The organism is Mycobacterium sp. BMJ-28, assembly GCF_054404835.1.
The window spans coordinates 1,162,940-1,176,353 of the sequence record NZ_CM136783.1; the positions used below are offsets into that span (position 1 = coordinate 1,162,940).

Genomic DNA, 13,414 nt, shown 5'->3' on the forward strand with positions numbered 1-13,414 from the left:
ATCAGGACATCCCGGGGAGGAGTTGGACGACGAGATCGATGACTTTGATGCCGATGAACGGCGCGATGATGCCGCCGAGGCCGTACACGTAGAGGTTGCGGCTCAACAGCTTCGAGGCGCTGCTCGGCGTGTAGCGGACACCCTTGAGCGCCAGCGGGATCAGCGCGACGATCACGATCGCGTTGAAGATGACGGCCGACAGGATCGCGGACTGCGGACTGTGCAACCGCATGATGTTCAGCACGTCCAGGCCGGGGAACAGCGTGACGAACAGCGCCGGGATGATCGCGAAGTACTTCGCGATGTCATTGGCGATGGAGAAGGTCGTCAGCGCACCACGGGTGATGAGGAGCTGCTTGCCGATCTCGACGATCTCGATGAGCTTGGTCGGGTCGGAATCCAGATCCACCATGTTGCCGGCCTCTTTGGCCGCCGAGGTGCCGGTGTTCATGGCGACGCCGACGTCGGCCTGGGCGAGTGCCGGGGCGTCGTTGGTGCCGTCGCCGGTCATCGCGACCAGCTTGCCGCCGGCCTGTTCCCGTTTGATCAGGGCGAGCTTGTCCTCGGGGGTGGCTTCGGCGAGGAAGTCGTCGACGCCGGCCTCCTCGGCGATCGCCTTGGCGGTCAACGGATTGTCGCCGGTGATCATCACCGTGCGGATACCCATCCGGCGCATCTCGTCGAAGCGCTCCCGCATGCCCTGCTTGACGACGTCCTTGAGGTGGATGACCCCCAGCACATCGGGCTTGCTGTCCACGATGCGCCCGACGACCAGGGGCGTGCCACCTGACCCGGAGACCTCGGCGACGATGTCGTCGAGAGCGGTGGGGACGGTGCCGCCGTGGCTGCGCACCCATTCGGCGACGGAGTTGGCCGCACCCTTGCGGAGCAGCACCCCGTCCACGTCCACGCCGGACATCCTGGTGGCCGCGGTGAACTCGACCCACTGAGCGTGGTTCAGCTCACCGGGGGTGCGGGCCCGGATCCCGTAATGGTCCTTGGCGAACACCACGATGGAGCGGCCCTCGGGCGTCTCGTCGGCCAGGCTGGAAAGCTGTGCGGCATCGGCCAGTTCGGCCTCGCTGATACCGGAGAGCGGGAGGAAGGCGCCGGCTTGCCGGTTGCCCAGGGTGATGGTGCCGGTCTTGTCCAGCAGCAAGGTGTTGACGTCACCGGCGGCCTCCACGGCGCGGCCCGACATCGCCAGTACATTGCGCTGCACCAGCCGGTCCATGCCGGCGATGCCAATCGCCGACAGCAGCGCTCCGATGGTGGTCGGAATGAGGCACACGAGCAGGGCCACCATCACGATGCCGGTCACGCCGTTGCCGTCCAGGGCCAGGCTGTCCGGGACGCCGGGGTTGTTGGCCTTGGCGTAGATGGCCAGCGGCTGCAGGGTGGCCACGGCGAACACGAAGATGATCGTCAGCGCCGCGAGCAGGATGTTCAGCGCGATCTCGTTGGGGGTCTTCTGCCGGTTGGCGCCTTCGACGAGGGCAATCATCCGGTCGATGAAGCTCTCGCCGGGTTTCTGCGTGATGCGTACCACGATGCGGTCGCTGAGCACGCTGGTGCCGCCGGTGACGGCGCAGCGGTCGCCGCCGGACTCCCGGATCACCGGTGCCGATTCACCGGTGATGGCCGATTCGTCCACCGAGGCAATGCCTTCCAGTACATCGCCGTCACCGGGGATGACCTGGCCGGCTTCCACCACGACGATGTCGCCCAGGCGCAACTGCGGGGCGGGCACCTCTTCTTCGGCGCCGGATTCGGTGAGCCGCCGGGCCATGGTGTCGGCCTTGGTCTTGCGCAGGCTGTCGGCCTGCGCCTTGCCGCGGCCTTCGGCGACCGCCTCGGCGAGGTTGGCGAACAGTACGGTGAGCCAGAGCCATCCGACGATCAGCCAGCCGAACCAGCTGGAGTTGGAGACGGCCAGGACGGTGCTCCACACCGCGCCCAGCTCGACGATGAACATCACCGGGTTGCGCCACAGTGTGCGCGGGTCCAGTTTGCGCAGCGCGTCGGGCAGGGATCTCCACAGCAGTTTCGGGTCGAGCAAGCTCGTCCGTTTGGGTGCGGCGGTCAGCATGTCTAGTGGATTCCTTCAGCGAGGGGGCCGAGCGCCAGCATGGGCAGGAAGGTGAGGGCGACCAGGATCAGCGTCACGCCGGTCACCATGCCGACGAATTGGGGGCGGTGGGTGGGCAGCGTGCCGACGGACGCCGGCGTGGTGCCCTGGGCGGCAAGGGATCCGGCCAGGGCCAGTACCAGCACGATGGGCAGGAAGCGGCCGAACAGCATGGCCAGGCCCAGTGCGGTGTTGTACCACTCGGTGTTCACGCTGATACCGGCGAACGCGGACCCGTTGTTGTTGGCCGCCGAACTGAACGCATAGAGCACCTCGGACAGGCCGTGCGGACCGGAGTTCAGCATGCCGGCGCGCTGCCCGGGCAGCGCCATGGCCAGTGCGGTTCCGGTCAGTACGATCAACGGGGTGACCAGGAAATAGCTTGCCGCGAGCTTGATCTCGCGCGGGGTGATTTTCTTGCCGAGGTATTCCGGGGTCCGCCCGACCATCAGGCCGGCGACGAACACCGTGATGATCGCGAGGATCAACATGCCGTAGAGGCCCGAACCCGTTCCGCCCGGGGCGATCTCGCCGAGCTGCATGTTGAACATCGTCATCATGCCGCCGAGGCTGGTGTAGGAGTCGTGGAAGGAGTCCACCGCGCCGGTGGAGGTCAGCGTCGTCGCCCCGGCGAAGATGGCCGAATCGGCGACGCCGAAACGCTGCTCGACGCCCTCGGTGGCCGCGCCGATGGCGGTGGGCACCGTGCCGTGCGCCTGCAATTGGAAGAACATGGTCAACGAAATGCTGGCGGTGGCAATGACGCCCATGACGGCGACGATCGCGTAGCCCTGCTTGACGCTGTTCACCATGCGGCCGAAGGTGCGCGGCAGGCTGAAGGCGATGACCAGCAGCAGGAAGATCTCCACCCAATTGGTCCAGGCGGTGGGGTTCTCGAACGGGTGCGCCGAGTTGGCGTTGTAGAAGCCACCGCCGTTGGTGCCGAGTTCCTTGATGGCTTCCTGGCTGGCGACCGGGCCGCCGGTGATGGTCTGTTGCGCGCCGGCCAAGGTGTCGACCACCTGGGTGTGCAGCGCAAAGTTCTGGATGACGCCACCGGCGAGCAGGATGATGGCGGCGATGATGGCCAGCGGCAACAGGATTCGGATGCTGCCGCGCACCAGGTCGACCCAGAAGTTGCCGAGCTCACCGGCATGCCTGCGGGCGAAACCGCGGACCAGCGCGACCGCCACGGCCATGCCGACCGCGGCGGAGACGAAGTTCTGCACGCTCAAGCCGGCCATCTGCACCAGGTGGCCCTGGGTGGTCTCACCCGAGTAGGCCTGCCAGTTGGTGTTGGTGACGAAGCTGACCGCGGTGTTCCAGGCCAGCGCCGGTGTCATCGGGGTGGCCGGGTCGTGCAGGTGCAGAGGCAGCTTGCCTTGCAGCAGTTGGAAGAAGAACAGGCCCAGGATGCTGACCGCCGAGAACGCCAGCACACTGCGGGCGTAGCCGCCCCAGCCCTGTTCGGCGTCGGGGTCGGCGCCGATGGCCTTGTAGATCAGTTTCTCGGCGCGCGAGTGCTTTTCGCCGGTGTAGACCCGGTACATGTAGTCGCCGAGCGGGACGTGGACCGCTGCCAACGCCAGAATCAGCGTCAGCAGGAACACGATCCCTGCGGTGGTGGTGGACACTAGAACCTTTCCGGGAACAGCAGGGCAGCGGCCATGAAGAGGGCGATGGCGATGGCCAGGATGAGGCCGATTGCATTGATCAGGCCCATCACTCGAACATCTTCTGGACGAAGCCGAGCAGCGCGAAGACCGCGATGGTCAGCAGGACGAACACGACAACAGCCATGTCGCTGAACCTAGGACTGCGAAGGCGCCCTGAACTGGTCCCTTACGGTTTCTTGACGGGGGTGACCGGCACCTTTACGGAGTCCTTGCGGTGCTGTGCGCGGGAACACCCCGATCGGTCAGCTTCCGCCGCCGCACCCACCGCCGCCACCGCAGCCGCCCCCACCACAACTGGACCCGCCGCCGCAGCCGGAGCCGCCGCCATGAGAACCACCATGGGAGCCGCCGGCGCATCCACTTGAGCCGCCAATGAAGCCGCCACCCGCGGCTGCCCCGCCGGCGGTGCCGCCGCGGGTGCTCCAGTATTTTTCCGACTGCTTCTTGGAGCTGCGCCGGTCGATCCAGACCATCAGAGCGACGGTGGGCACGACGATCCCCATCGCGACCAGTGCGGCGAAGAAGCCGTTCATGCACCGATGGTAAGGCCGGTGTGACCTGGCCGCTATCCGCTGATCGGCGGGTTGTGGGGGAGTGATTTCATAGGTGACCAGGCCAGACGCTAACGTCGACGTCTGCAACGCCCCCATAGCCCAATTGGCAGAGGCAGCGGACTTAAAATCCGCACAGTGTCGGTTCGAGTCCGACTGGGGGCACTGGAATCGTCGCAGGTAGCGATTTTCTTCGCTGTCACCGGTGGCGGCATGGAATTCCGGCGTCCGGTCGCCGAATTGCGCGGCCTGCGGGCCCTCGAGAAATCAGTTCGTAAAAACGTGTCGCCTTTCGCGGGTCTCGCTCCTCCTACCGATGTCAGGGGTTCAACCAGAACCCCGGCCACATCGAAGGAGCACCTCATGACCACCGATATCAACCCCCAGCCGTCCACTGACAGCGTCCCGTCGGCGGCGGAACCGACGTCCGTGCGTAAGCACAGGCGACGACTCGCCGTCGCCGGCGTTTCAGCGATGGCCGCCATGGCGGCCCTCTCCGTGAGCCTGTCCGGTGTGGCCTCGGCAGCCCCGACCACCAAGACCAACTGCACTTTCAAGACCGCCGACGGGCACTATGTGACGGCAGTCAACAGCGGCGGGTTGACCGGACTCGGCCAACCGTCGTTCGACGTCATGCACACGGACGCAGTGCGAGTCGGCTCATGGGAGACCTTCACGCTCGTAGACTCCGGTGACGGAACGCATTACGGCATCCAAGCCTTCGACGGCCACTACCTCACCGCCGTCGGCGGTGGCGGGCGGACCACCGACGTCATCCACTCCGACGCCACGCAGCTGCAGGGGTGGGAGAAGTTCACTGTCACCAAGGTCCCGTCGGATCCGGGGGGTCAGACCGTGTATTCGATCGGCACCATCGATGGGCACTTCCTCACCGCCGTCGGTGGTGGCGGACGGACCACCGACACCATCCATTCCGATGCGACGGCGGCCAACGGCTGGGAGAAGTTCCACATCCACTGCGCCAACTGAGCGCACCCGCGATATCAAGAGGCACGTCGTTGCGGCCACAGGCCAGACCGGCTATTGGTCCGGTCCTGCCTGTGGCTTGCCGATCGCCTGGGCCATCACGGCAGCGCCGACCGGCCGCACGATGACCGTTGACCCTTCATGCGTTTCCTGGCGAACTCTGTCACTACGTCAGCCCGAATACGGCGGCAGATGCGGCGCGACCACGGGATGGGCTGCGATGCGACTGTTCAACGCCCGCCACTTCTGCAGTGCCGGCTCCAGGATCCCGCCCGGATCGCCCTGATGCACCGCGTCGATCAGCGTGGCCTGGGCCGGGCCGGAGGTGCGCAACATTTCCGGCGGCAACGGGTGGATGCCTTGGGGCCCAAATGATTCAACTTCGCTACTCAAGCGTTCGACGCGCAGGACGGCCGATTCGCCGCCGGCCAGCACGATCCGGGCCCACGGTGCGGCGACCTCGATGGTGGCCGGAGTGCTGTCGCGTTCGGCGTAGCAGAACCAGTGCGCGGACCCGCCCGGCGCCGGCGGCCAGGTGTCGGGCAACGGCGGCGTCCGGCGCAGCTCCCACCCCGTCTCGGCGGCGGTGTCGGCCCACGCCTGGTCGACCAGAAACTGCACATTGGGCCGCGGCGGTGCAGATGTGTTGGGCTGCAGCATCTTCACTCGGCGAGCCGCCGCGGCGGCCGGGGGTGATGCACCGAGCGCCGGTGCGACGAACACCCACACCCACAGCCACCATGGCGAGATGCCGCGGTGGTCGAGCGAGGACAGCACGGTACAGACGGCCTGGGCAATCCAGAGCGGACCGAGCACGATCAACGCCGAGAATCCGAGCGCGACGCCGCCCTCCCAGCGCATCGAATCATCTGGCGATGCCGTGATGTTGGCGGCAACCGCAGCGACACCGACGGCGGTGACCAACCCGAGTAACAGCGCGACAATATCCGTCCCCGACACGTCTTCAGCATGCCGTATGGATGCGGCATGCTGTAGCGGTGCCGGATCAGCTGGTCGAGTACCAGGAGGGCTATGCCCGGGTCGTCGTGTCGCGCAGCGGGGATGAGCTGGTGTTCTGGTCGGATTTCGACGACAACGGCCGGTCGATCGTGTCGGAGTCGCGGATCGCCGTCGACGATTTCGTCGCCAAGGGTGACGGCCCGTGGCCGTGGTATGACCTCGGCGATCGCCGCGCCGGAGCGCTGCGGGTCCTCGATGCGCTCGGCGTCGCACCGCCCGCCTGGACACAACCGCTGCCGCGGACCGTGCTCGACCTGTTCGACCGTGCCGGCAACGGCTGGGCCTCGGTGACCGATCTGCTGGCTGCCGGTGTCGAGGTCGACGTGCTCGACCCGTGCGGGGCGTCGCCGCTGTGGTACGCGGTGCGCGCCTTGCAACCGGAGGCGGCCATCGCACTCATCGGCGCCGGCGCCGACCCGGCCCGGCGCATCGAATTGTCCGCGCGCGGTGAACGATTCACCAACATCCTGCACGAGATCGTCGGACTCGGCCGCACCGTGGCGCTCACCCGGGCATTGGCCCGCGGCGCCGACCCCGCGGTCCGCGACTCCGGCGGCGCGACTCCGCTGCATGTGCTCGGCGACCGATCCGACCATCTCAACCCGGGCATCGCCGAGGCGCTGGTCGCGGCCGGCGCCGACGTCGACGCGCAGTCCGGTGGCGGTGAACGCCCGATCGAGGCGGCGGCGCGACGGGTGCTGCCGGCCACCGTGGGAGCGCTGCTCGAACTGGGCGCCGAACCGGCGCGCGCCCTGGACGCCCTGCTGGTGTGGTGGTCGGTGAACGCCCGCTGGTACGCCTATCGCTCCGCTGAGGTGGTCAGAGTCGTGGAAATCCTGCGCGCCGGGGGAGCGGTGGTCACCGAACAACACCGCGAGCTGGCTGCCGAGGCCGGCGTCGAGGCGGTCGGCAACACCCTGCGTAGTTAGCTGTAGATCCCGCCCATCTGGCTTTTCTTTGCATTGGCAACAAGTTCTGTTGCCAATTTGGCGGCAGAAGTCCAGCGCAGAACCGTCCGCGTTACGCTTCGGCTAAGTTCGGCATGTCTGAACACAAGACTGTCTAGTTAGCCATGGGACAAGAGGGCATTGGGGATGGCTCGATTCGGGGAGTGGCTCAACGAACCCGATCAGTTCGACGCCGTGACCGCCGTTCTGCACCACCGGGGTTTGATCGGCTCCGCGCGGGTGCTGATGGCGTTGGTCGCGTCGACGGCGGCGTTCGCGGCGCTGTCGCTGCTCATCCCCAATTACCGGAACCTCAGTGCCGGAATCATCCTGGTGAGCGGGATCGCGGCGGCCCTCGCAAGCACCATGACCTGCTTCTGGCTGACTCGATGGCCCACCCGCCGGTTGTCCCTCTTCTCCACGCTCATCGGCACCCTCTGCGTCGCGGCCTTCAGCGTCAGCCAATCGACTCCGGCACTGGCAGCCCTTACCTGCACCGCGGCGGCGATCACCGGCGGCTACATCGCCTTCTTCCACAACAACCGGGCCCTTTTGTTCAACATCGCCATCGGGCTGACCGCATCGGCCTACGCCGCGTACCGGATCGCCCACCATGCCGACCTCACGACCGCCCTGGCCGCGTTCTGGCTGTTGTGGCTGATCAATCTCACCGTCCCCCTGGCCATCCGAGGCACGTCGACGGCCATGAGTCAGTACGCGGCCCGATCCGATGAGGACCCGTTGACCGGCCTGCTGAACCGGCGAGGTTTCTCCGACACCGTCGAACGCCGACTCGTTGCTGAAATGACAAGTGGCCACCTCGTGGTCATCATGATCGACCTCGACGACTTCAAACGGATCAACGACACCTACGGCCACGCGGCAGGCGATCGGGTGCTGTTGCGCGTCGCCGACATCTTGCGCCAACACGCCCCCGAAGACGCGGCGATCTGCCGCGCCGGAGGCGAGGAATTCCTCATGGCGGCGGCGTCGCAAACCCCCGACGGTGCCTCCTTCACCACTCCGCTGTGCGAGGCCATTTCGGCGCTGGCCGGCAATGTCACCGCCAGCGTCGGTGTGGCGGTCGCCGGCGGGGAGGACGTACGGGCCGCGCCGCGGCCCGCCGAGTTCGTCGAGCAACTCATCTGCGCGGCCGACCTGGCCATGTACGAGGCCAAACGAAGCGGTGGCAACCGTGTCGTGGTCAGCACCCGGGCGTGACGACTCGCCGACCCGTTCTCTGACGAGAAGCGATACCGCCCGCTAGCGTTAACCTCCGCGCATCGTGGACGAGGGGAGACGCAGCATGAAGTGTTCGTCAGGTAGGCGACGAGGGGTCCTGCACCGATCGGCGCTGGTGATCGCCGCACTGCTGATCGGGACCCTGAGCGTGATGCTGACGGCGGGCACCGCCTCGGCGGACGGCGAAAAGTACGTCGTCGCCACCGACACCACCTTCGCCCCGTTCGAATTCCAGGACGCCCAAGGCAATTTCGTCGGAATCGACATGGATCTGATCCGCGAGATCGGCAAGGACCAGGGCTTCACCGTCGACATCAAACCGCTCGGTTTCGACGCCGCGCTGCAGGCCGTGCAGGCCAACCAGGTGGACGGCGTCATCGCAGGCATGTCCATCACCGACGCCCGCAAGAAGGTATTCGATTTCTCCGACCCGTATTTCGAGTCCGGCGTGCAGATGGCGGTGCTCAAGGACAACAACGACGTCACGTCCTACGAGGACCTCAAGGGCAAGCGGGTGGCCGTCAAGAACGGCACCGAGGGTGCAACATTCGCCGATTCGATCAAGGACAAGTACGGCTTCACCACCGTCTCCTTCGCCGACTCGTCGTCGATGTATGACGAAGTGAAGACCGGCAACTCGGTCGCGGTCTTCGACGACTACCCGGTGCTCGCCTACGGCATCACCCAGGGCAATGGTCTGAAGACCGTGACGCCCAAGGAAAAGGGGTCGAGCTACGGCTTCGCGGTCAACAAGGGCCGCAACGCCGAGCTGCTCAAGAAGTTCAACGACGGACTCAAGAATCTGAAGGCGTCCGGCCGCTATCAGGAGCTGCTGGACGGGTATCTCGGTGAAGGCGCCAGTGGCGACGACAATTCGTTCCTCGGCCTGCTCAAGAGCACCTTCCCGATCCTGATGGAAGGCCTGAAGATGACCGTCATCCTGACGGTGATCTCCATTGCGATCGCGCTGCTGCTCGGTGTCATCTTCGGTTTGGCGCGGGTGTCGCGCTCGATCTGGTTGCGGGCCATCGGCACCACCTTCGTCGACATCTTCCGCGGTACCCCGCTGCTGGTGCAGGCCTTCTTCATCTATTTCGGCATACCGGCGGCGCTGCACTTCCAGATGTCGGCGCTGACCGCGGGCATCATCACGCTGTCGCTCAACGCCGGCGCCTACATGACCGAGATCGTCCGCGGCGGCATCCAATCCGTGGACAAGGGGCAGATGGAGGCCTCCCGTAGCCTCGGAATCGGCTATCTACCGACAATGCGCAGAGTCATTCTGCCGCAGGCGATCCGCACGATGATCCCGTCCTACATCAATCAGTTCGTCATCACGTTGAAGGACACCTCCATCCTCTCGGTCATCGGTATCGCCGAGCTGACCCAGACGGGCCGGATCATCATCGCCCGCAACTTCCAGTCCTTCTACATGTGGCTGATCATCGGCATCATCTACTTCATCGTGATCATGGCGCTGACGAAACTGTCGGACCGACTTGAACACCGGCTAGTGAAATAGGGGCATCGTAAAATGACCGATCTCATTCCCGAAGCCGCCACCGCGGAGCCGGGCACCGTCAAGATCCGCATCGAGGGCCTGAAGAAGTCCTTCGGAGAGCTCGAAGTGCTCAACGGCATCGACACCACCGTCAAGCAGGGCGAGGTGGTCTGCGTCATCGGGCCGTCGGGTTCCGGCAAATCCACCTTCCTGCGCTGCCTGAACAAGCTGGAGGACATCTCCGGCGGCAAGGTGGTCGTCGACGAGTTCGACCTCACCGACAAGAAGGTGAACCTGGACAAGGTCCGCCAGCGAATCGGCATGGTATTCCAGCACTTCAACCTCTTCCCGCACATGACGGTGATCGACAACGTCACCCTGGCCCCGCTGCTCACCAAGAAGATGGACAAGGCGGCGGCCGAGAAGAAGGCGCTGGAACTGCTGGCCCAGGTCGGCCTGGCGGAGAAGGCTCAGGTGAAACCCGCCACCTTGTCGGGCGGCCAGAAGCAGCGCGTCGCGATCGCTCGGGCATTGGCGATGAACCCGTCCATCATGCTGTTCGACGAGGCCACCAGCGCGCTGGACCCGGAGATGGTCGGCGATGTGCTCGAGGTGCTGCGCGCCCTGGCCGAAGGCGGAATGACCATGGTGGTGGTCACCCACGAAATGGGCTTCGCCCGTGAGGTCGCCTCCCGGGTGATCTTCATGTGCGACGGCAACATCGTGGAGGACGCCCCGCCCGCCGAGTTGTTCGACAACCCGAAACACCCGCGACTGCAGGAGTTCCTCTCCAAGGTGCTCTGAGCCTCGTCGGCTCCCGGGCGATGTCCTCGCCGCCGACATTGCCAGATAAGCCCGCCCACCTGCGCCTTTTCTTACTCACGAGTAAGGATTTGCTTGTTCTCGCCGTGGCTGGTGCGCGCCGATCTGTCGCAACGCTGGTCATACCGCATATTGACGTGGTAGAAACATCCCCGAATGCTCTCTAGCTGCGGAAATCATCGGCAGAGGCACCATCTCGGGGGAGGTTGTCATGTTCGGTCATGCGGCGACGCGGGTGCTCACTTCTACTGCCAGATCGGTTCTGGTATTCGCTGTTGTCGGCGTCTTGGCATTTTTTTCGAGTGTCGGGGTCGGTGTGCGGCTGCTGGCCGGCACGCTGGTGGCGATCGGCGGCAACAGCAATCCGACCAGTGCGGGCATGATCCAGGAACTCGGCGGTGACCCCTTCCCACCCGGAACGCCGAACACCACCGGCTTCCCGGTCGGGGTGGCCGGACACGGCTACCTGGACCCGGCCAATCCCAATTCGCCGTACTACGGCTACAACTTCCAACCGGTCAGCTGGCCGTCGCAGATCCCGTTCACGGGCACCTGGGACGGCGCCAGCGGCTTCGAGGATTCGCAGCGGCAGGGTCTGGCCAACGTGCAGGCGCTGATGGGGCCGGCCCTGCAATCCGGCGAGCCCGTCACCGTGGCGGGCTACTCCTCGGGGGCCAACGTCGTGGTGCGGGAGATGCGTTACCTGCAGTCGATCGGCGCACCGGCCACCGAACAGCTGAGCTTCGTGCTGTTCGCCGGCATGAACCGGCCCAATGGTGGTATCGCGAACCGGTTTCCGGGCCTGTTCGTCCCGTTCTTCAACGTGAAATTCGACGGCACCACGCCCACCGATACGCCGTACAAGACCTTGGATGTCAGCTGGGAGTACGACCCGATCTCGGATTTTCCCAACTACCCGCTCAATCTGGTGGCCGATCTGAATTCATTGGTGGCCTTCTTCACTCAGCATTCGAACTACTACCCGGCAGACCTCGACGGTCCCCGCGCCGTCCCGGATCGCCAGGGCCCCAACAGCAACATCACCTACGTGACGCTGGCGGCCCGCGAGCTGCCGCTGTTGGTGCCGCTGAAGATGCTCGGGGCGCCCAAGCAACTGCTGGATCTGGTGCGGCCGGTGCTGAAGGTGCTCGTCGACCTCGGCTATGACCGGTCGATCAACCCCGGTGTGGCAACCCCGGCGTCGTTGTCGCCGACGCCGGGCCGGCTGCTCGCGTTGCCGGGCCAACTGCTCAGCGCGGTGGGGGTGGGCATCCAGCATGCGCTCAACCCGTCCTGGGACAAGCCGGGCACCGGGACCGGAGCTCAGTCGGCCGTCACCGCGGCGACGGCGACCGCGCTGCCTCAGGCAGCCAAGGCCAGTCAGCTGCTCACCGCGAAAACCGGCACCGGCAAAGACGACACGGCATCCTCGGACCCGGACACCAGCGCCGGCACCGTGGACCGGACGGCGGCCCAGACGGCGACCGCGCCGGCGCCCGGCAAGGCCGTGGAACCGGACTCCGACGGGGTCACGGCCGGTGCTCAGGCCGCGGACACCGATGGTGCCGACGTCGCACCCGCCATCCGCAAGCGCGGCACCCCCAGGCATCGCGCGGATCAGACCGCCACGACGCCAACGGATTCCACCGACGTGGACGCCCCGTCGGGCACACCGCGGCGGGGCACCGGAAAGCACCGGGGGGCCGACAGCGGTGCGGCGCCGGGCGTGTCACCGGCGGCGGGCGGCAAACACGCCGCCACGGACACCTCCGGCGCGGACACTTCAGGCACCCCCGGCCATGCCGGCCGCGACAGCGAAGGCGCGCGTCCGGACAAGTTGGCTGCATAGTCAGTAAGGCTGATGCAACCCCGTCTGATGTGCGACGATGGTGATCTTGTTAGCACGGGTGCTGCCCACAGCGCCGCCGCATGGGATGGATGTCATGGCTACACAGATATTTGTTCGACGTCTCGGGTTGACCGCCGGCTGCGCGGCCCTGATCGCGCTGGGCGGCCTGACCGCCGCGTGCGGTTCGGGCGGCAAGGAAGAGGCGCCGTCCACGACCACCACCACGACGACGACCACGACGACGACCGCGCCTGCGACGTCGTCCGCGCCGCTGTCTCCGACGCAGAAGTCGATCGACCCGACCGGCGGTAACCTGTTCACGCCCAGCGTGCTGGCTCCGCCGGCGCCGACCGAGCCCCCCGGCGTACACCGGCACGGCGCGTGAGGGCGGCCATGGACTCGCATCTCTTCAGCCGACGGCTGGGCGTCCTGGCCGGCGCGGCGGCGATCATCGGCTGGGTGGGCTGACGGCGGCCTGCGGCAACAGCAGCAAGGAAAGCCCAAGCAGCACAACGTCGGTGACGACCACCACGACGACGACCGCGCCCGCGACAACTACGGAATCGGTTGCTCCGACGCAGAAGTCGATCGACCCGACCGGTGGCAACCTGTTCACCCCGCCGGTGGTGGCACCGCCGGCAGCGACCGTCCCGGGCGGACAGCACCCCGGTATCAACGGCGTCCCCTGATC

General features: G+C 66.2%; 13 protein-coding genes and 1 tRNA gene. 9 read left to right on the plus strand and 5 right to left on the minus strand.

Annotated elements, in window-relative coordinates:
• Position 1: 1 nt before the first annotated feature.
• The 4 genes from kdpB to ACXPWS_RS05815 all read right to left on the minus strand — a co-directional run bounded on the left by kdpB (position 2) and on the right by ACXPWS_RS05815 (position 4,337).
• A complete protein-coding gene (gene kdpB / locus ACXPWS_RS05800) occupies positions 2-2,089 on the minus strand; it encodes a potassium-transporting ATPase subunit KdpB (protein ID WP_458711530.1) in 2,088 nt (695 codons plus the stop codon).
• Between the two features lie 2 nt (positions 2,090-2,091).
• Complete coding sequence (kdpA, locus tag ACXPWS_RS05805; RefSeq protein WP_458711531.1) at positions 2,092-3,762, minus strand: potassium-transporting ATPase subunit KdpA; 1,671 nt, start codon at positions 3,760-3,762, stop codon at positions 2,092-2,094.
• Positions 3,762-3,851, minus strand: a complete 90-nt coding sequence (locus ACXPWS_RS05810) for a potassium-transporting ATPase subunit F (protein WP_458711532.1) — start codon at positions 3,849-3,851, stop codon at positions 3,762-3,764. Before ACXPWS_RS05810 ends, kdpA begins: the two co-directional genes overlap by 1 nt.
• A gap of 195 nt (positions 3,852-4,046) precedes the next feature.
• Positions 4,047-4,337: a hypothetical protein gene (locus ACXPWS_RS05815; protein WP_458711533.1), complete on the minus strand. Its 291-nt coding sequence runs from the start codon at positions 4,335-4,337 to the stop codon at positions 4,047-4,049.
• A gap of 109 nt (positions 4,338-4,446) precedes the next feature.
• Between ACXPWS_RS05815 and ACXPWS_RS05820 the strand changes: the two genes are divergently transcribed.
• Together ACXPWS_RS05820 and ACXPWS_RS05825 are read left to right on the plus strand one after the other, a co-directional pair.
• Positions 4,447-4,520 (plus strand) — tRNA-Leu (locus tag ACXPWS_RS05820).
• 198 nt (positions 4,521-4,718) lie between these two features.
• Positions 4,719-5,345 (plus strand): fascin domain-containing protein, encoded by a 627-nt coding sequence (locus ACXPWS_RS05825; protein WP_458711534.1) that lies wholly within the window; start codon positions 4,719-4,721, stop codon positions 5,343-5,345.
• A gap of 168 nt (positions 5,346-5,513) precedes the next feature.
• Here the strand turns inward: ACXPWS_RS05825 and ACXPWS_RS05830 are convergent, their stop codons facing one another.
• Entirely contained in the window at positions 5,514-6,302 is a 789-nt protein-coding gene (locus ACXPWS_RS05830; RefSeq protein WP_458711535.1) for a hypothetical protein, read from the minus strand.
• Positions 6,303-6,340: 38 nt separating this feature from the next.
• Between ACXPWS_RS05830 and ACXPWS_RS05835 the strand changes: the two genes are divergently transcribed.
• From ACXPWS_RS05835 to ACXPWS_RS05865, 7 genes are all read left to right on the plus strand, one after another.
• Positions 6,341-7,291, plus strand: coding sequence for an ankyrin repeat domain-containing protein (locus ACXPWS_RS05835; RefSeq protein WP_458711536.1), 951 nt, complete (start codon positions 6,341-6,343; stop codon positions 7,289-7,291).
• Positions 7,292-7,456: 165 nt separating this feature from the next.
• Positions 7,457-8,530, plus strand: a complete 1,074-nt coding sequence (locus tag ACXPWS_RS05840) for a GGDEF domain-containing protein (protein WP_458711537.1) — start codon at positions 7,457-7,459, stop codon at positions 8,528-8,530.
• An 85-nt stretch (positions 8,531-8,615) separates the two neighbouring features.
• A complete protein-coding gene (locus ACXPWS_RS05845; RefSeq protein ID WP_458711538.1) occupies positions 8,616-10,073 on the plus strand; it encodes an amino acid ABC transporter substrate-binding protein/permease in 1,458 nt (485 codons plus the stop codon).
• A gap of 12 nt (positions 10,074-10,085) precedes the next feature.
• The gene (locus ACXPWS_RS05850) at positions 10,086-10,856 is read left to right on the plus strand and encodes an amino acid ABC transporter ATP-binding protein (RefSeq protein WP_458711539.1); all 771 of its coding nucleotides are present in this window, start codon (positions 10,086-10,088) and stop codon (positions 10,854-10,856) included.
• A 304-nt stretch (positions 10,857-11,160) separates the two neighbouring features.
• Positions 11,161-12,723 carry a PE-PPE domain-containing protein gene (locus tag ACXPWS_RS05855; protein ID WP_458711540.1) on the plus strand — a complete coding sequence of 521 codons (1,563 nt, stop codon included), beginning with the start codon at positions 11,161-11,163 and terminating at the stop codon, positions 12,721-12,723.
• Positions 12,724-12,817: 94 nt separating this feature from the next.
• A complete protein-coding gene (locus tag ACXPWS_RS05860; protein WP_458711541.1) occupies positions 12,818-13,108 on the plus strand; it encodes a hypothetical protein in 291 nt (96 codons plus the stop codon).
• Positions 13,109-13,241: 133 nt separating this feature from the next.
• On the plus strand, positions 13,242-13,412 hold the full coding sequence (locus tag ACXPWS_RS05865; RefSeq protein ID WP_458711542.1) for a hypothetical protein: 171 nt from the start codon (positions 13,242-13,244) through the stop codon (positions 13,410-13,412).
• Positions 13,413-13,414 lie beyond the last annotated feature (2 nt).

What these genes read in the sequence shown, in the direction of transcription:
- kdpB (WP_458711530.1), bottom strand. Translation starts at nt 2,089, where the DNA reads ATGCTGACCGCCGCACCCAAACGGACGAGCTTGCTCGACCCGAAACTG.
- ACXPWS_RS05815 (WP_458711533.1), bottom strand. Translation starts at nt 4,337, where the DNA reads ATGAACGGCTTCTTCGCCGCACTGGTCGCGATGGGGATCGTCGTGCCC.
- ACXPWS_RS05845 (WP_458711538.1), top strand. Translation starts at nt 8,616, where the DNA reads ATGAAGTGTTCGTCAGGTAGGCGACGAGGGGTCCTGCACCGATCGGCG.
- ACXPWS_RS05825 (WP_458711534.1), top strand. Translation starts at nt 4,719, where the DNA reads ATGACCACCGATATCAACCCCCAGCCGTCCACTGACAGCGTCCCGTCG.
- ACXPWS_RS05860 (WP_458711541.1), top strand. Translation starts at nt 12,818, where the DNA reads ATGGCTACACAGATATTTGTTCGACGTCTCGGGTTGACCGCCGGCTGC.
- ACXPWS_RS05810 (WP_458711532.1), bottom strand. Translation starts at nt 3,851, where the DNA reads ATGGGCCTGATCAATGCAATCGGCCTCATCCTGGCCATCGCCATCGCC.
- ACXPWS_RS05840 (WP_458711537.1), top strand. Translation starts at nt 7,457, where the DNA reads ATGGCTCGATTCGGGGAGTGGCTCAACGAACCCGATCAGTTCGACGCC.
- ACXPWS_RS05850 (WP_458711539.1), top strand. Translation starts at nt 10,086, where the DNA reads ATGACCGATCTCATTCCCGAAGCCGCCACCGCGGAGCCGGGCACCGTC.